Below are 17,387 nucleotides of genomic sequence, written 5' to 3'. Positions count from 1 at the left end.
AACACGCCGTCTTCCGTCCCGGCCAGGGGTGGCGTACTCCTGGCCCTGAGGTTGGCGGGAGGGGAACGGAAGTCGGACGGGCGGGCGGATCAGGTGCGGTCCGGCGCCTGATCCGACCGTCCGAGCCGCTCCAGGCAGTGCGCCTCGTCCTCGCGAGCCGCCAGCGTCTGGGGGTGGCCGGGGCCCAGCACCCGGCCGCGCGCCTCGGCGACCTCCCGGTACGCCACCAGGGCCTCGCTCCACCGGCCGAGCCAGCCGAGCCCCGCGGCGACCTCCCGGAGGCTGACCACGGTGTCCGGGTGATCGGGTCCGAGGGCGCTTTCCCGGAGCGCGCGGACCTCGCGTGCCTCCGCGAGCGCCTCCTCCCAGCGGCCCGTCCGCCCCAGGTTGACCCCTAGACCGTGGCGGGCGCGCAGCGTCTCGGGGTCGGCGACGCCCGCGGTCCGGGTGCGGTCGGCGACCAGGGACCGGTACAGATCCAGGGCCTCCGCGTCGCGGCCGAGCCGGCCGAGGCTGATGCCGGCCTCGTAGCGGGCGGCGAAGGTGTCGGGATGATCGGCCCCGAGGGTGCTCGCGCGGGCCCGGGCGACGTCCTGGAAGGTTTCCAGCGCCTGCGCCCAGCGGCCCAGCCTGCCCAGGGTGTACGCCACTTCGTAACGGGTCGTGAGGGTGTCGGGGTGCGTCGGGCCGAGCAGCCGGGCGCGTGCGTCGGCGACCTCCCTGGCCAACTGCCAGGACTCCTCGGGCCGACCCAGCCTGCTGAGGTTGAACGCCAGGTTGTGGCGGCAGCGCAGGGTGTCGGGGTGATCCGGGCCCATGACGCGTTCGCGGACGGCGAGGACCGCCTCGTACACCTGATGGGCCTCGGCGTGCCGGCCGAGCCGGCCCAGCGCGTGTGCGGTCGCCTGGCGGGCGGCGAGCGTCTGCGGGTGGTCGGCGCCCAGGGCGAGTTCGCGGCCCTCGGCGACCCGGGTGAACTCGCCCAGCCCTTCCTCGGCCCGGCCCGTACGGCTGAGGGTGAGGCCGAGTTCGTATCGGCTGGCGAGAGTGTCGGGGTGGTCGGGGCCGAGGACGCGGCCACGCTGGGCGGCGACCTCCCGGTGCACCTCCCCCGCCTCCTCCCAGCGGCCCAGGCGGCCGAGGTCGATGCCCGCACTGTGCCGGTCGTCGAGCGTGGCGAGGAGGCCCGGGACGGGGGTCCCGGCAGGCCCGGAGACGACGGAGCCCGGGTACGGGGCGGTGGCGGAGGTGGAGGCGGTGGTCCACTGGCCCGTCAGCCCGGCGGCCGGGTCCGGCCGCTGGGCGCCGGGGCCCGGCGCGCCGGTCGCCCGGTGTCCGGCGGTCATGGACCGGGTCCAGTCGGGCAGGGCCCGCGCGCGGGGGGCCGGCGGCCGCTCGGGCCCGGACAGGGCGAGGGCTCCCGGCCCCAGCGCGGTCTGTTCCCCGGTCCGGCCGAGGACGATGCGGCGGCGCAGGTCGCCCGCGTCGACGGGCCGCTCCTCGGGGGTTTTGGCGAGCAGGTCGAGGATGACACGGTCGAGGAAGCCGGGCAGGTCGGCACGGTGGGTGCGCAGCGGTTCCGGCGGGGTGTCGCGGTGTCCGACGAGCACGGCCCAGGCGTCATCCTGGTCGAACGGCGGTACGCCGGTGGCGATTTCGTACAGGACGCAGCCCAGCGAGTAGAGGTCGCTTCGGTGGTCGACCTCCTTGCCGCTGATCTGCTCGGGCGACATGTAGTGCGGGGTGCCCATGGCGAGGCCGGTGGTGGTGAGGCGGGAGGTCATGCCGATGTCGTGGCCGAGGCGCGCTATGCCGAAGTCGCAGATCTTCACCGTGCCGTCGGTCAGCCGCATGATGTTGGCGGGCTTGAGGTCGCGGTGGACGATGCCCTGGCGGTGGGTGTAGCCGAGGGCGTCGGCGACCTGTTCCGCGATGTCGACGACGTGCTCGACGGGCAGCGGGTGCTGCTGGTTCTCGTCCAGGAGCTGGCTCAGGTTGTGCCCGTCGAGGAGCTCCATGACGAGGTAGAGCACCCCCTCGTGCTCGCCGAAGTCGTGCACGACGGTGACGCCCCGGTGCTGAAGGGAGGCGGCCACCCGGGCCTCGCGCCGGAAGCGTTCGCGCAGGATGCGGGTGAACGCCTGGTCGTGCTGGGGCCCCATGGGTTTGAGGCATTTGACGGCGACCTGACGGCCCAGCGACTCGTCGCGGGCGCGCCACACCTCTCCCATGCCGCCGCGCCCGATCAGCTCGAGCAGTCGGTAACGGCTCTGGATCAGCCTGATGTCCGCCATCTGCCGCTTCCCGCCCCCGTTGTTCCGCTGCTAGCGCTGCGCCCTCCCCGGCCCGTCCAGTATGGCGGCCGGTCCGCGGAGTTTGTACGCGGAGGGGCGGCTGCCGGACCCCAGCTGTGCCATCGCCCCGGGAATGTGGCCGGGCGGCAGCCCCGGCGCAGCCGGTCCGGGATCGCGCACAGGACGGCGCCGGTCACGCGCGACCGCCGGTCGACCGTAGCCGGGGGCGGGGCGGGCCTGCCGTACAGCTCGTGGGCGTACGGGGGCAGGGACTGATCGACGAGCGCCACCATCCGCCGCCGCACCAGGGCGCGCGCCGGAACGAGCCGGGGGCGCACGGGCGGGCCGCGGAACGAAAGGGGACGGCTGGGCACATTCCAAGGGGCGTCTTTCCTCCGCGAGTACCTCCGGCTCGGCGGTGCGCGGGGGCGGTGCCGGTACGTGTACGGACCAGGACCGGACCGGGAGCGACGACATGCCGTGGTGGAGTGTTTCCGGCAGGGCGGGTCGGACGGCGACCGGGGCCGGTTCACGGTGACCAGGCAGCTCATGAACCGTGTGACGCCTCATGCGGCACACCCCTGGAATACCCCTAGGGGGTATCTAGTTATGGCGGGTGTCCCCAGGACGGAAAAGACCCGAAGGCACATCACACAGGTGGAGTCACGATGAACCTGCTTGCCGGCCTCACTCCGGAGAGCTGCGCCGATGCGTAGAGACATCCCCGCCCCCCTCCGCGGGGCGCGGCCTCCGGCGCGGGGCCGCGGCCCGCCGCATGGACCCGGAAGGAACACCGCCATGCGCCTGTTCGCCAACCGCGACTACCGCCGCCTGTTCAGCGCCCAGATCATCGCCCTCTTCGGCACCGGACTGGCCACCGTGGCCCTTGGACTGCTCGCCTACGACCTCGCCGGCCCGAGCGCCGGCGCGGTCCTCGGCACCGCCCTGACCATCAAGATGGTCATGTACGTGGTCATAGCCCCGGTCGCCGCCGCGTACGTCGACCGCTTCCCCAGAAGAACCCTCCTGGCCCTCCTCGACGCGGTGCGCGCCGTGGTGGTCCTGGCCCTGCCGTTCGTCACGGAGATCTGGCACATCTACCTCCTGGTCGGCCTGCTCCAAGCGGCGTCCGCGGCGTTCACCCCGACGTTCCAGGCCGTCATCCCCGACATCGTCACCGAGGAGTCCGACTACGTACGCGCCCTGTCCGCCTCGCAGGTCGCCTCCACGATGGAGAGCCTCCTCAGCCCCGTACTGGCAGCGGTCGCCCTGGCGTTCCTGAGCTTCGACCGGCTGTTCCTTGGCACCTCCGCCGGATTCCTCCTCTCCGCCGTGCTCGTACTGTCGACACGCATCCCCGAAGCCCGCCCCAGCTCCCGCACCCGGGCGTGGGACAGGGCGACGGCGGGATTCAGGACCTTCCTCGGGAAACCACGGCTGCGCGGCATCATGGCGCTCAATCTCGCGGTCGCGGCGGCGGGCTCGATCGTCGTCGTCAACACCGTCAACTACGTCCGTGACGAGCTCGGGGGCTCGCAGTCGGCCGTCGCATGGATGCTCGCCGCCTCCGGCAGCGGGACCCTTCTGGCCGCCCTCGCACTGCCCAGGGCACTCGACCGGGTCGCCGCCCGGACGGTCATGATGACCGGCGCCGGAGTCCTCGCCGGTGGCACGGCCGCCGCGGTGACTCTCGTCGCGGCCGGCCTGACCACCTGGACCGGCACGGCGATCGTCTGGGCCCTGATCGGCATCGGCATGGCACTGGTCATCACCCCGACCGGCAAGGTCCTGCGCGCCTCGGTCGAACCGAACGCGATCCCCGGGGTCTTCGCGGCCCAGTTCTCCCTCTCGCACCTCGCCTGGCTGATCACCTACCCCATCGCCGGATGGCTCGGCACGAACGCCGGCTTCGCCGCCGCCTGGTCCGCCCTCGCGGCGCTCGCCGCGGCAGGCGCGACCGGCGCCCTCCTCCTTTGGCCACGCCACGACGGGCGAGGAGCCGCGCCCGGGACCGTCGCGCCCGTCCCGGGCGGGCTCCCGGCAGACCGGTCCAGCCTGTCCAGAGCCGCGTAGGACGCACTGCCGCCCGACGTCGCACGGGCCCGGTAGCGGTGCCCAGCGATCCCGACAGATGCATCCGATCGGCCCCGACGATCATTCGATACCCCTAGGGGGTATATTGCTCACTCGAAGCGAGATACCCCCCTCCCGTATAGGAGACAGCTATGTCAACTCCCTCCGCCCCTCCCAGTCCACACCGCTGGACGGCACTCGTCCTCATAGCCCTGGCCCAGTTCACGGTCATCATGGACACGTCCATCATTGGCGTGGCCCTCCCCAAGATGCAGAGGGACCTGGGCTTCTCCCCCGAGGGCCTGTCCTGGGTGTTCAACGCCTACGTCGTCGCCTTCGGCGGGCTCCTCCTGCTCGGCGGGCGGCTCTCCGACCTGTTCGGCGCCAAGCGGATCTTCGTCGCCGGCTGGACCGTGATGGCCGCGGGATCCCTGGTCGCCGGCCTCGCGTCCGAGGTCTGGGTCGAACTGACCGGGCGCGCCCTGCAAGGCGTCGGCGCCGCGCTGATCGCCCCGGCCGCCCTGACGCTGCTGATGATGCTCTTCGGCTCCCGCCCCAAGGAACTGACCAAGGCGCTGGCCCTGTACGGCGCCGCGGCCCCGGCGGGCGGCACCGCCGGCGTCTTCCTCGGCGGTGTGATCACCGAGTACGCCAGCTGGCCCTGGGTGTTCTACATCAACATCCCGATCGCCCTGATCGTGCTGGCCGCCACCCCGGCGGTCATGCCCTCCTCCCCCGTCCGCCGCGGATCCGTCGATTTCGCCGGAGCGGCCACCGTCACCGTGGGACTGGCCACCGCCGTCTACGCCATCGTCCGCGCCCCGGAGACCGGCTGGGGCTCGGCCGAGACCTGGCTCGTCCTGCTGGCCGGCGTGGCACTGATCTCCGCGTTCGTCGCCATCCAGTCCAAGCGCCGCGAGCCGCTGATGCGGCTGGGCATCTGGCGGGCCCCCAACCTCGCCGGAGCGAACATCGCGCAGCTGCTGATGGCCGCCGCGTGGATCCCCATGTGGTTCTTCCTCAACCTCTACCTCCAGCAGGTCCTGGGGCTGGGCGCGTTCGCCTCGGGCGCGGCCCTGTTGCCCATGACGGTCGCCATCATGATCATGATGATCGTCCTGGCACCCCGTCTGATGGCCCGCTTCGGAAGCAAGCCGCTGATCGTCACCGGCCTGCTGGCCCTCGCCGCCGGCATGCTGTGGCTGTCCTTCGCCCGGGCCGACGGCACCTTCTGGGTCGACGTCCTGCCCGCCTCCCTGCTGGCCGCGGCCGGCATGTCGCTGGCGTTCATCCCCTCCCTCGGCACCGCACTGTCCAGCGCCCGCCCCGAAGAAGGCGGCCTGGCCTCCGGCATCGTCAACACCAGCTACCAGGTCGGCTCCGCCCTCGGACTGGCCGCGATGACGGCCGTGTCCGCGGCGTACGGCGCCCGCGAAATCGGCGACCCCGGCGCGCTCACCAACGGGTTCTCCGCCGCCTTCATCGGCGCGGCGGCCCTCGCCGCCGTCGGCGCGGTCGCGTCACTGCTCACCCTGCGCACCGCCCCCGCGCAGAACTCCGCCCCCAGCGAGGAGCAGCCCGTCTAGGCGGGCGCTGCCCGAACCCGCGGGGGCCGCGCCCGGCCGGGCGCGGCCCCCGCGGGGCGGTCGGGTTCGCGCGGGTCGGGCTCAGGCGCGCAGGAACGTCTCGACGCTGGTCGCCAGGGCCAGGGGAGTCTCGTACATGGGGTAGTGGCCGCTGTTGGCGATCTCCTCCAGTTCGGCGTTCGGATAGTGGCTGAGCCACGTGGCGCGCATGGCGTCGGCGGTCAGGGCGAGATCGTGCTCTCCGACGATGACCTTGACCGGGACGGGGTTGCCGGTGATCCGTTCCGTGAGGTCGGCGGTGACCCAGTCCTTCACATAGCCGCCGAACGCCTCGCGGGTCGACCACTCCAGCGAGCGGTCGACCATCAGGTCGAGCCATACCCGGGGAGCGCGTTGTCCGGTGACCAGGTCCACGATGGACCGTCGCTTGTCGCGGTCCTGCGCGGCACCGTAGAACAGTGCCTCTCCGTCGCGGTCCAGAGGATAGACACCGGCGGGAACGGGGGCCAGGCCGACCAGCTTGCGTACCCTTCCCGGAGCCTGGGCCAGTACCTGTTGGGCGGCCTTGCCGCCCATGGAGTGGCCGACGAGGGAGAAGCTCTCCCAGCCGAGTTCGCCGGCCAGGGCGAGTGCGTCGTCGGCGATCTCTGCGAGCGTGTAGGCCCCGCCGACGGCCTTACGATCGCCGTAGCCCCGGTAGTCGAGGAAGGCGTAGCCGAAGGTGTCGCCGTCCAGGTAGTCCAGGAAGGGGCCCCAGCCGGAACTGGTCCCGAACCAGTCGTGGAGCACCAGCACTTTGTGGTCGCCGGAACCGATCAGACGGTGCGGCATACTCATAACGCGTTCCTCCCGGGTCGTGGACGATCGGGCGCGCGGGGCGACGCGCGCTCCCGATCTTTTCCCCCGGCCAGGATCGCGAACCGGTTCGACAGGGAACTCCACCGACTGTGCGCCGGAGTCCGGCCCGGCCTCCGTGCGCTCGCCGGCGGCCGGTTCCCGGGGGCGTTCACTCAGTGGCCGGCGGCCGGTTCTCCGGTGAGCCTGTCGTGACTGCGCGCGCTCGGGCCGTCGGGGCCGGTGATCTCGACGGTCCTGCCGCGCCGGGATGCACCACTCTCCGGCCCAAGGGCCGGCCGCCCCTCACCTGCGCACGCGCGGCATGCCCAGCCCGATCCACGAGATGATCTCCCGCTGGATCTCGTTGTTGCCGCCACCGAAGGTGAAGATCACGGCCGACCGGTAGCCGCGTTCCAGTTCGCCGTGGAGCACCGCGCCGGCCGAGCCCTCCTTCAGCGCGCCCGCGGAGCCGACGATCTCCATCAGCCAGGCGTAGGCGTCCCGGCGGGCCTCAGAGCCGTAGACCTTGACCGCCGAGGCGTCCTGGGGGGTGAGCGTGCCGTCCTGGAGGGCCGCGACCATCTGCCAGTTGAGCAGCTTCATCGCGTCGAGGCGGGTGTGGGTGCGGGCGAGCAGGGCGCGGACCCACCCGAGGTCGATGACCCGGCGGCCGTCGGCGAGCTCGGTGTCGGCGGTCCAGCGCTGGACGTTGTGCAGGGCACGGACAGCCATCGTGCCGTGGGCCGCGAGGGTGACGCGTTCGTGGTTGAGCTGGTTGGTGATGAGCCGCCAGCCCTTGTTCTCCTCGCCGACGCGGCGGGACACCGGGACTCGGATGTTCTCGTAGTAGCTCGCGGTCGTGTCGTGCGAGGCGAGGGTGTTGATCAGGGTGCAGGAGTAGCCCGGATCGCTCGTGGGGACGAGGAGCATGGTGATGCCCTTGTGGGGCGGGGCGTCGGGGTCGGTACGCACGGCGAGCCAGACCCAGTCGGCGGTGTCGCCGTTGGTGGTCCAGATCTTCTGTCCGTCGACGACGTACTCGTCTCCGTCGCGGACGGCGCGCGTCTTGAGAGCGGCGAGGTCGGTGCCGGCGTCCGGTTCGCTGTAGCCGATCGCGAAGTCGATCTCCCCGGCCAGGATTCCGGGCAGGAAGCGGGTCTTCTGCTCGTCGGTACCGAACCGCATGATGGTTGGGCCTACGGTGTTCAGGGCCATCAGCGGCAGTGGTACGCCTGCCTGGGCGGCCTCGTCGAAGAAGATGAACTGCTCCATCGGGGTCAGCCCCCGGCCGCCGTACTCCTTCGGCCAGCCGACCCCCAGCCATCCGTCGGCGCCGAGCCTGCGGACCGTGTCCCGGTAGAAGCGCTTCTGGGCGGCGGGCTCCGCGTAGCGGGCGTAGGCGTTGTCGGGCACCAGGGCCGCGAAGTAGGTACGCAGTTCGGTACGCAACCGCTGCTGCTCAGGCGTGTATTCGAGGTGCACGGCCCCTCCAGAGTCTCGCTTCGGCGTCGTCCGTGTGCGGCGGCGCACACAGTAGAACGTGTTGCAAGAATCTGGAAGGGCCGGCGGGCGTCCGTCCGTCGCGCGGACCGGCGGACAGCCGTGAGCGCGGTGCGCCGCTTCGCGGTCAGCGCTTGACGGCGCGCAGGACCACGAACTTCGGATCGCCCGCGACCGTGGTGCAGTTCCCGAAGATCCGGCGCAGGTGGGTGTGGTACGAGAGGTGCCGGTTTCCCACGACCCACAGCTCGCCGCCCTGGCGCAGGGCCGTGCGGGCCCCGGCGAACATCGTGCGGGCCGTCGCGTCGGTGGTCGCCGTGTGGGAGTGGAAGGGCGGGTTGTTCAGCACCAGGTCCACGCTGCCGGGGGCGAGGCCGTCGAGGCCGTCGCCGACCAGGAAGTCGGCCTTCGCGCCGTCCGGGGCGCCGGCCCGGAAGGTCTCCTCGGCGGAGGCGACCGCCCCGTAGGACTCGTCGACGAAGGTGACGTGCGCGTCGGGGTTGGCGATCGCGGCGGAGAGACCGAGAACGCCGTTGCCGCAGCCCAGGTCGACGACCCGGACGGCCCCGCCCCGGGTGGGCAGATGCTTCAGGAAGAAGCGGGTGCCCACATCGAGGCGCTCAGCGCAGAAGATCCCCGCGTGGTTGACGGCTGTCAGGCCCGCGACCGGGCCCACGTCGGCGGGCAGCTCGTAGCGGTGCGGCCACGGGCTCGGCGTACGCGGCAGCGCGGGGTCCGGGGTGCAGAAGATGAGCCGGGCCTTGCGCACCGCGAGGGAGGTGCGGGTCGGGCCGATGATCCGCTCGAAGAGCTTGAGTGTGGAGGTGTGGATCTCCTTGACCATGCCGGTGCCGATGATCACGGTGCCGGCGTGGACGGCGGGGGCGATCCGGTGGAGCTGGTCCTCCAGGAACGCCAGGGACTTGGGGACCCGGACGATCAGAACGTCGATCCGGTCCGGCGGAGTGTCGCGGGAGGAGAGCAGCCGTACCGCGTCCTGGTCGAGACCGTTCCGGGCGAGGTTGGCGAGGGTGGCACGCCGGGCCAGGTAGGAGTCGCTGATCTGGACGGGCCGGTGCGCGGCCAGGGCGGTGGCGAGCGCTCCCCACCGGTCCCCGACGACGGCGACCGTCCCCGAGAGGTCGACCGGCCCCGTCTCGGGGTCCGTCAGCTGCCGGAGCAGGTATTCGTCGGCGGCGTCCCACGCCCGGAAGGGGTCGCGCGGGTGCTCGGGGAAGCGGGCGAGCTCGAAAGCGCCCTGCGAGGTCGTCAAACGGTTCATATGTCACTCAGGCTATCCGAGGGACCGCGGGGTGCGCCCCACACGCTCCCCGGCCCCCTGGCCGCCTCCACCCCGGCGTGCGCTCCGCGTACCCGCCCACCGGGTGCTGCCGTGGGCCGGGTGGGCGAGTCAGGGCAGTTGTTTGTCGATGGCCGCCCGCCCCTCGGCGGCCAGCTTGCGCCGTGCCCATTCCAGGGTTTCCGGCGTCAGGTCCCGCCCGGAGGCGAGCACCAGATCCTCCGGGCTCGGCCGGTCGCTCGCTCCCGTGTGCAGGAGCCGGTCGGGTGTGATGCCCTCCGGCCCGGACACGGGCGCGGATACGGATTCGGGCTCTTCGCTCATGCCGCCTCCTCGTTCTTGCGGCAATTCTCGCCCCCTGCGGACCCGGCCGCATCCGAGGAACACACGCCCGTTACCCGGGAGGGTGAATCAGCCCTTGGGAGGCCTGAGGAGTGGGCAGGAGAGGGAGGTCGTTGCTCCACACTCTTCGAGGCGGTGCCCATGCTCCACGGCGTCGACGTCAGCGCCTATCAGCCCTCCTACGACGCGGACGGTCTCGACTTCGTCTTCGTCAAGTCCACCGAAGGCCGCACCTATGTCAATCCGCGTCTGGACGCACAGGTGAAACGGGCCCGGGACGCCGGGTGCGTCGTCGGTTTCTACCACTTCCTCTGGCCGGGGGACGTGGCGGACCAGGTGGACTACTTCCTGAGCAAGACCCCCGAGAAGGCGGGCGATCTCCTCGCGGTCGACTGGGAGCAGACCGGTGGAGGGACGCGGGCGAGCAACGCGGACAAGGACCGGTTCATCCGCGCGGTGAAGCGGGAGCGGCCCGACCACCGGGTTCTGCTCTACTGCAACCGCACCTTCTGGCTCGACCACGACACCACCGACTACGCGGGCGACGGGCTGTGGATCGCCGATTACGGCACCGCGGGCAAGCCGCGCATCAAGGCGGACTGGCGCATCCACCAGTACACCGATGAGCCGCTCGACCGGAACGTGGCCGCCTTCGCCTCGGTCAAGGCCCTGCGCGACTGGGCGGCCGGCCAGTAAGGACGGGCCCCCACCCCGTACGCCCCCGGAGGCCCTGGATCTCCGGGGGCGTACGGCGTCCCCGACGGCTTCCGGCAGACCGACCCTTGACCTGCACATGATAGGTACACAGTGTTCACGCGTGGGCCACGGTGCGTGTGGAAGGCTCCCGCCTGACCACCTACCGCACGGCCGCCGCGCGAGCTCCCCCACCCAGGGCCCTCGTCGCGACGCCCGCGTTCCGGAGAGGACACCCCCCATGTCCCGTCGTCACTCGTTCTACGCGCGTCCGCTGCTCGCCGCCGCGGCAGCCGTCACCGTGCTCGCCGGCACCGCCGCCGCGGCCCCGTCGGACGCCTCGCCGGACCGTTACACCGCCACTGCGGCCGCCCTCGACGACACCTACTACCAGAACGCGCTCGGCAAGACCGGCGCCGAGCTGAAGTCCGCCCTGCATACGATCATCAGCGACCAGACCAAGCTCTCCTACGGCCAGGTGTGGGACGCGCTCAAGGCCACCGACGAGGATCCCGCCAACTCCTCCAACGTCGTCCTGCTGTACACCGGGCGCTCCCAGTCCAAGAACGACAACGGCGGCAACTCGGGACAGTGGAACCGGGAGCACGTCTGGGCCAAGTCGCACGGTGGCTTCGGCACGGCGACGGGTCCGGGCACCGACGTCCACCATCTGCGGCCCACCGACGTCCGGGTCAACTCCACACGTGGGAACAAGGACTTCGACAACGGGGGGAGCGAACTGGGCGACGCGCCGGGCAACTTCACCGACGGCGACTCCTTCGAGCCGCGCGACGAGGTCAAGGGCGACGTCGCCCGCATGATCCTCTACATGGCGGTGCGCTACGAGGGCAACGACTCCTTCGCCGACCTCGAACCCAACGACCAGGTGAACAACGGGTCCGCGCCGAAGATGGGCAAGCTGTCCGTCCTGAAGCAGTGGAGCCAGGAAGACCCGCCGGACACCTTCGAGAAGCGCCGCAACGACGTCATATTCGACCGGTTCCAGCACAACCGGAACCCGTTCATAGACCACCCCGAGTGGGTCCGCTCCATCTGGTAGTCCCGGCCCACCCGGCAGTACCGGTTCACTCCTCCCCGGCCAGGACCCTCGCGCAGCCCTCGACGGCACCTTCACGGGTGGCGTAGCGCGGCAGGTCCTGGCCGGTCCGTTCCCGCACAAGGTCGGGCGGGCCCAGCAGGTCGTTCGGATCGACGACCGCCGCGCGCCGCCCGTCGCCGGCGAGCCGGGCCAGCCCCGCGTGCAGCAGGGACAGGCCCAGGGAGTCGACGGACGTGACGTCGTGCAGGTCGAGTACGACCGAGCCCCCGTCCGGCCCGGACTCGTCCAGGGCGTACAGCACGCGCTCCGCGGCCATGTAGTCGATGGACCCCTGGGCCACGACGACGCCGACCTGTTCGTGGAGGACCCGTTCGTGCTCGGCCGAGGGCGCCGACGGCAGGTCGTCCGCGGTCGTGACGAGGGTGACGGTGGAGCCGGGGAGCGCGGGGTTGAGCATGAGGTGGAGCCCGTAGCGTTCCGACATCGCCTCCAGCGCAGCGTGGCCACGAACCGATCCGCCGGTGGCGTCCAGCGGCGGGCTGTACATCGCCACCCCGAAGCGGGCGGGGCCCACCGCGATGAGACCGCCGGACACTCCGCTCTTGGCGGGGAGGCCGACGCGCAGCAGCCATTCGCCGGAGCCGTCGTACATGCCGCAGGTCGCCATGACGGCGAGGACCCGGGCGGCGACCTCGGCCGAGACGACCTTCTCGCGGGTGACCGGGTTCACGCCGCCGTAGGCGAGCGTCGCGGCCATCGTGGCGAGGTCGACGGCGGTGACCCGGATCGCGCACTGGCGGAAGTAGCGGTCGACCGCCAGGACCGGGTCGACGGACATGGTGCCGGTGGAGCGGATCAGGTACGCCAGCGCCCGGTTGCGGTCCCCGGTCACCGCCTCGGACCTGAACACCTCTTCGTCGACGTCCAGTTCACGCCCGGCGAAACAGCCGAGGCAGTGCAGGATCCGGTCGAAGGCGGGTTCGTCCGGGGTGTCGGGGATCAGGGCGGTGGTGACGATCGCACCGGCGTTGACCATAGCGTTGGCGGGCCTGCCCGTGCCGGGTTCGAGGCTGATGGCGTTGAACGCCTCGCCGCTCGGCTCGGCGCCGACCCACCGGCTCACCTCGTCGAGGCCGAGCAGGGAGAGCGCGAGGGCGTAGACGAACGGTTTGGAGACCGACTGGAGGGTGAAAGGAACCCCGGCCTCGCCCGCGCTGTAGCGGTGTCCGTCCATACTCACCAGTGCCAGCCCGAAGGCGTCCGGGTCGGCGAGGGCCAGTTGGGGGATGTAGTCGGCCGGTCTCCCCTCCCGTACGTCGATGAACCGGGCGCGCAGATTCCGGAGGGAGTCGGTCACCGCGTCGGCGGCGCTCATGGGCCGCGCCCCCTCAGCCGCGCTCGGCTCGGGCGGGCGGCACGTCCTCGGCGTCGATGCCGACGTCCGCGCACTTCCCGCCGAGCGCCCCGGCGCCGACGGGGTTCAGCGGCTGCTTCGTGCGCGGCTCGGCCCGGTGGGCGAGCCGGCTGACCACCGCCGCGTCGAGGATCTTGATCAGCCCTTCCTTCCGAAAGGATTCCAACGCCTCCTCGACACCCTCCGCGCCTTCGGCCGTCCGGAACTTCCACACGGTGAGCGTGGACATCGCAACCTCCCGCACTCCCAGAGCAACAACTCGCTCATATTAGATTCAAAAGGTATGAATTGACTCGTCGAAGCATCCGCTTCATACGGGAGCGGGTTCCAGCCCCGGGAGAGAACGATGGATACGGACGCCCTGACCGCCGACCTGTTGCGGGAGCTGCGGGCGACCCGGCCCTATCCGGCCCTGTCCCTGACCATGCCGACTCACCGCAAGGCCCCGGACAACGCCCAGGACCCGGTCCGCCTGCGGAACCTGGTGGCCGGGGCCGGGCACCGCCTCGACGCCGATCCACAGGTCAGCCGCGAGGTCAGGGCCGCCCTCATGGACCAGTTGGAGCGGGCGGCGGCCGAGGTGGACCCGCGTGGGGCGATGGACTCCCTGGTGCTCCTCGCCACCACCGACGAGTACTGGATCTGGCAGCTTCCGCGCACCGCACCCGAGCGGGTCGTCCTCAGCGACACCTACCTCACCCGCAACCTCGTCGCCGCCAAGGCCCAGACCCGGCCCTTGCGGGCACTGACGGTCGCCGCCGACCACGCGACACTGTGGATCGGCACGGGCGACGGCATCCGCCCTGAGGAAGTGGGCGGCTTCCCGCTGACCGCGCCGAAGGAACCGCCGAACCCGCAGCGTGAGGAGCGGATCGGGGACACTCCGAGCACCTTCACCGACGAGGAGACGCGGAACTTCTTCCGCGCTGTCGACGAGAAGCTGCGCGCGGTGCTCGCCGACGACCCGCGCCCGCTGTATCTGATGGGCCTCGCCCCCGCCCTCGCCCTGCTGGACGAGGTCGGCGAGAGCTCCGGGTCCGCCGTCGGCCGGGTCACCAAGGGCGCACCGGCCGACCTGTCGCCCGCCGAGGTCCTCAAAGAGCTGCGGCCCGCCCTCGGTGAGGGCGCTCGCCGGGCGGCCGCGGAGGTGGAGAACCGGCTCGACAACGCCCGCAGCGCCCACTCCTTCGCCGGGGGGCTCGACGAGGTGTGGACCGCCGTCCGTGAGGGCCGGGCGGGCTTGGTCGCGGTGGAGGAACACTTCCAGGCGACCGTTCAGGTGACCGACGAGCACCTGGAGCCGGCGCCCGAGGGGAGCACGCAGAGCGCGGACGGCACGATCCGCGAGGACATCGTCGACGAACTGGTCGAAGCGGCGCTCGACAGCGGTGCCGATGTGGTCTTCGTCGAGGACGGTTCGCTGGCGGACCACGGCCGGATCGCGTCGGCGCTGCGCTACTGACCGAAGCCACTGATGGGTCCTGCGCCGTCAGCCCAGGCGCCGGACCGGCTGCCCGTCGAGGAAGGCCCTGATGTTCTCCACGGTCTGGCCGTAGTAGGTCTCGTAGTTGGCGCGCGACACATAGCCCAGGTGCGGGGTGGCCAGCAGGCGCGGGGCCGTGCGGAGCGGGTGACCGGCCGGGAGCGGCTCGATGTCGAACACATCGGTCGCGGCCCCGGCGATGACTCCGGTGTCCAGGGCGGCGAGCAGGGCGTCCGTGTCGACGATGGCCGCCCTGGAGGTGTTGATCAGATACGCGGTCGGGCGCATCAGGGCGAGTTCTGCCGCGCCGATCAGGCCCCGGGTCCGGTCGCCGAGCGCCAGGTGGACGGAGACGAAGTCGCTGGAGGCCAGCAGGTCTTCCTTGGACGCGGCGAGCCTCGCCCCGACCTCGTCGGTACGTTCCTTCGTCAGGTTCTGACTCCACGCCAGGACATCCATGCCGAAGGCCGTTGCGACCCGCGCCACCCGGCCGCCGATCTTCCCGAGTCCCAGCAACCCGAGTGTCCGCCCGTGCAGATCGGCGCCGAGGGTGGACTGCCAGGGGCCGTCGGCCCGCAGGGCCACCGCCTCGGGGACGATCCCGCGCGCCAGGCCGAGGAGCAGGGCCCAGGTCAGTTCGACGGGCGGGGTGGAGGAGCTGGCGGTGCCGCAGACGACGACGCCGTGCCGCTTCGCGGCGTCGAGGTCGATGACGGAGTTGCGCATGCCGGAGGCGACGAGCAGGCGCAGCCGGGGCAGCCGGGCGAACAGCTCCGCCGGGAAGGGCACCCGCTCGCGCAGGGTGACCACGATGTCGAAGTCGGCGAGGGCCGCGGCCGCTTCGTCCTCGGTGGCGAGGTGCTCGGCGAAGGTCACGACCTCGACGTCGGCGGTCACGGGCGACCAGTCGACGACGGTGGTGGCGACGGACTGGAAGTCCTCGATCACGGCACAGCGCAGCTTCATGGCGGCCTCTCCGGTGGGTCTCGGGTCGCCGCCCATGATCGCTCATCGCCCCGGCGACGAGAACCGGGCCCGGTGAGGGCCCGGTGCCCGACGCCGCCGGCCGCCCCACGACCTCCGGCCGGCCCATGCCGTGCTCGCGGATCCGGGCGTGGTGCCAGGTGCGGACGTCCGCCACTTCTGACGTACGGCGACGGCGCGGACGCCGGGACCGGGTTCCCGGTCGACGACGTCCATGACCAGCAGCCGGCAGCGGTCGAGGTCGTTGTGGACGACCATGCCGAACGGCGTGGTCGTGGTGCCGTTCCGTTCGTAGCGGCGCACATGGAGGTTGGCGTGGCCGGGGCGGGGCCTGTTGTCAGGACGGCTCGGGGCCGTACCAGAGCGTGGTGGCGTTGCAGAACTCGCGGATGCCGTGTCCGGCCAGCTCACGGCCGTAACCGGACCGCTTGATCCCGCCGAAGGGCAGGGCGGGGTGCGAGGCGGTCATCCCGTTGAAGAAGACGCCTCCGGCCTCCAGGTCGCGGGCGCAGCGCTCCTGCTCGCCCGGATCGCGGGTCCAGACGTTGGAGCTGAGGCCGAAGGGGGTGTCGTTGGCCAGCTGGATCGCCTCGTCGAGGCCGACGACCCGGTAGAGGGTGGCGACCGGGCCGAAGGTCTCCTCACGGTGGACGCGCATGGCGGTGGTGATGCCGGCGAGCACGGTGGGCTCGTAGAACCAGCCGTTCTCCAGGCCACCGCCGAGCTTGTCGGGACGGCGTCCGCCGCACAGCGCCTCGGCGCCCCGTTCGACGGCGTCGTCCACGAGTTCCTCCAGGTCGGTGCGGCCCTGTTCGGTGGAGAGCGGTCCGATGTCGGTGGCCTCCGCCAGCGGGTCGCCGACGGTCAGGGCGCGCATGCCCGCGGTGAAGTGCTCGGCGAACGCGTCGTACACGTCGGCGTGCACGATGAAGCGCTTGGCGGCGATGCAGGACTGGCCGTTGTTCTGGACGCGGGCGGTGACGGCGGTGGCGGCGGCCTTCTCCACGTCCGCCGAGGGCAGCACGAGGTAGGGGTCGCTGCCGCCGAGTTCCAGCACGGTCCTCTTGACCTCGTCGCCCGCGGTGGCGGCGACGGCGCGCCCGGCCGGTTCGCTGCCGGTGAGGGTGGCTGCGACGACGCGCGGGTCGCGCAGGACCGCCTCGACGGCGCCCGAGCCGATGAGCAGCGTACGGAAGCAGCCGGCGGGGAAGCCCGCACGGTGGAAGAGGTCCTCCAGGTAGAGGGCGGTCTGCGGGACGTTCGAGGCGTGCTTGAGAAGTCCGACGTTGCCGGCCATCAGCGCGGGGGCGGCGAAGCGCACCACCTGCCAGAGCGGGAAGTTCCACGGCATCACGGCGAGGACCACGCCGAGCGGACGGTAGCGGACCAGCGCACGGGTGGCGCCGGAGTCCTTCACGTCGCCGGGGTCCGGGTGTTCGTCGGCGAGCAGCCCCTCGGCGCGGGCGGCGTACCAGCGCATCGCCTTCGCGCACTTGGCCGCCTCCGCGCGGGCCGCCGTGACGGGCTTGCCCATCTCGACGGTCATCGTGCGGGCGATGGTGTCGCGGTCCTCGTCGAGGAGATCGGCGGCCCGGTTCAGCCAGGCGGCCCGCTGCTCGAAGGGCGTGGTGCGGTACTGGCGGAAGGTCTCGGCGGCGGCTGCGATCCTGCGTTCGGTCTCCTCCTCGCCGAGGGCGTCGAAGGACCTGATCAGTTCGCCGTTCGCGGGGTTGACCGTCGCGATGGGCATGGCGGTGGCCTCCTTGCATCGGTACTCCGACCGTGCCGCGCCGCACCGGTCCGCGCAACGCGGCCCTCCCC

At 71.8% G+C, this 17,387-nt stretch carries 14 protein-coding genes and 2 pseudogenes; 5 read left to right on the top strand and 11 right to left on the bottom strand.

Going from position 1 to position 17,387, the window contains the following annotated elements:
* Window positions 1-89: 89 nt before the first annotated feature.
* Both ACZ60Q_RS22350 and ACZ60Q_RS22345 read right to left on the bottom strand, forming a co-directional pair.
* Window positions 90-2,294 carry a serine/threonine-protein kinase gene (locus ACZ60Q_RS22350; RefSeq protein WP_469637261.1) on the bottom strand — a complete coding sequence of 735 codons (2,205 nt, stop codon included), beginning with the start codon at window positions 2,292-2,294 and terminating at the stop codon, window positions 90-92.
* A 30-nt stretch (window positions 2,295-2,324) separates the two neighbouring features.
* A pseudogene (locus ACZ60Q_RS22345) lies at window positions 2,325-2,644 on the bottom strand (oxygenase MpaB family protein); the annotation flags it as partial.
* A gap of 448 nt (window positions 2,645-3,092) precedes the next feature.
* On the opposite strand from ACZ60Q_RS22345, the gene ACZ60Q_RS22340 reads away from it, so the two are divergent.
* Together ACZ60Q_RS22340 and ACZ60Q_RS22335 are read left to right on the top strand one after the other, a co-directional pair.
* A complete protein-coding gene (locus ACZ60Q_RS22340) occupies window positions 3,093-4,367 on the top strand; it encodes an MFS transporter (protein ID WP_469637258.1) in 1,275 nt (424 codons plus the stop codon).
* A 152-nt stretch (window positions 4,368-4,519) separates the two neighbouring features.
* A complete protein-coding gene (locus ACZ60Q_RS22335; RefSeq protein ID WP_469637255.1) occupies window positions 4,520-5,953 on the top strand; it encodes an MFS transporter in 1,434 nt (477 codons plus the stop codon).
* Window positions 5,954-6,034: 81 nt separating this feature from the next.
* Here the strand turns inward: ACZ60Q_RS22335 and ACZ60Q_RS22330 are convergent, their stop codons facing one another.
* From ACZ60Q_RS22330 to ACZ60Q_RS22315, 4 genes are all read right to left on the bottom strand, one after another.
* The gene (locus tag ACZ60Q_RS22330; RefSeq protein WP_469637252.1) at window positions 6,035-6,790 is read right to left on the bottom strand and encodes an alpha/beta fold hydrolase; all 756 of its coding nucleotides are present in this window, start codon (window positions 6,788-6,790) and stop codon (window positions 6,035-6,037) included.
* 303 nt (window positions 6,791-7,093) lie between these two features.
* Window positions 7,094-8,272: an acyl-CoA dehydrogenase family protein gene (locus tag ACZ60Q_RS22325; protein ID WP_469637249.1), complete on the bottom strand. Its 1,179-nt coding sequence runs from the start codon at window positions 8,270-8,272 to the stop codon at window positions 7,094-7,096.
* Between the two features lie 145 nt (window positions 8,273-8,417).
* Window positions 8,418-9,572, bottom strand: coding sequence for a methyltransferase (locus tag ACZ60Q_RS22320; RefSeq protein WP_469637246.1), 1,155 nt, complete (start codon window positions 9,570-9,572; stop codon window positions 8,418-8,420).
* Window positions 9,573-9,701: 129 nt separating this feature from the next.
* Complete coding sequence (locus ACZ60Q_RS22315; protein ID WP_469637243.1) at window positions 9,702-9,914, bottom strand: hypothetical protein; 213 nt, start codon at window positions 9,912-9,914, stop codon at window positions 9,702-9,704.
* 159 nt (window positions 9,915-10,073) lie between these two features.
* Between ACZ60Q_RS22315 and ACZ60Q_RS22310 the strand changes: the two genes are divergently transcribed.
* Entirely contained in the window at window positions 10,074-10,628 is a 555-nt protein-coding gene (locus ACZ60Q_RS22310) for a GH25 family lysozyme (RefSeq protein WP_469637597.1), read from the top strand.
* A 238-nt stretch (window positions 10,629-10,866) separates the two neighbouring features.
* Entirely contained in the window at window positions 10,867-11,685 is an 819-nt protein-coding gene (locus ACZ60Q_RS22305) for an endonuclease I family protein (protein ID WP_469637241.1), read from the top strand.
* 25 nt (window positions 11,686-11,710) lie between these two features.
* On the opposite strand, the gene glsA is transcribed toward ACZ60Q_RS22305, so the two are convergent.
* Window positions 11,711-13,060 carry a glutaminase A gene (gene glsA / locus ACZ60Q_RS22300; RefSeq protein ID WP_469637239.1) on the bottom strand — a complete coding sequence of 450 codons (1,350 nt, stop codon included), beginning with the start codon at window positions 13,058-13,060 and terminating at the stop codon, window positions 11,711-11,713.
* A 13-nt stretch (window positions 13,061-13,073) separates the two neighbouring features.
* Window positions 13,074-13,328: a DUF1269 domain-containing protein gene (locus tag ACZ60Q_RS22295; protein WP_469637236.1), complete on the bottom strand. Its 255-nt coding sequence runs from the start codon at window positions 13,326-13,328 to the stop codon at window positions 13,074-13,076.
* A gap of 117 nt (window positions 13,329-13,445) precedes the next feature.
* On the opposite strand from ACZ60Q_RS22295, the gene ACZ60Q_RS22290 reads away from it, so the two are divergent.
* Complete coding sequence (locus ACZ60Q_RS22290; RefSeq protein WP_469637233.1) at window positions 13,446-14,561, top strand: baeRF3 domain-containing protein; 1,116 nt, start codon at window positions 13,446-13,448, stop codon at window positions 14,559-14,561.
* Between the two features lie 27 nt (window positions 14,562-14,588).
* On the opposite strand, the gene ACZ60Q_RS22285 is transcribed toward ACZ60Q_RS22290, so the two are convergent.
* From ACZ60Q_RS22285 to ACZ60Q_RS22275, 3 genes and pseudogenes are all read right to left on the bottom strand, one after another.
* Window positions 14,589-15,548, bottom strand: a complete 960-nt coding sequence (locus tag ACZ60Q_RS22285) for a D-2-hydroxyacid dehydrogenase family protein (protein ID WP_469637594.1) — start codon at window positions 15,546-15,548, stop codon at window positions 14,589-14,591.
* Between the two features lie 109 nt (window positions 15,549-15,657).
* Window positions 15,658-15,893 (bottom strand): annotated as a pseudogene (locus ACZ60Q_RS22280) (phosphoketolase family protein); the annotation flags it as partial.
* 10 nt (window positions 15,894-15,903) lie between these two features.
* Complete coding sequence (locus tag ACZ60Q_RS22275; RefSeq protein WP_469637230.1) at window positions 15,904-17,316, bottom strand: NADP-dependent succinic semialdehyde dehydrogenase; 1,413 nt, start codon at window positions 17,314-17,316, stop codon at window positions 15,904-15,906.
* Between the last annotated feature and the right edge of the window lie 71 nt (window positions 17,317-17,387).

It is taken from the genome of Streptomyces sp. NPDC104313 (assembly GCF_055583985.1).
The sequence above is the reverse complement of the archived record's forward strand: the minus strand, read 5'-3'. Positions and strand labels throughout refer to the sequence as shown.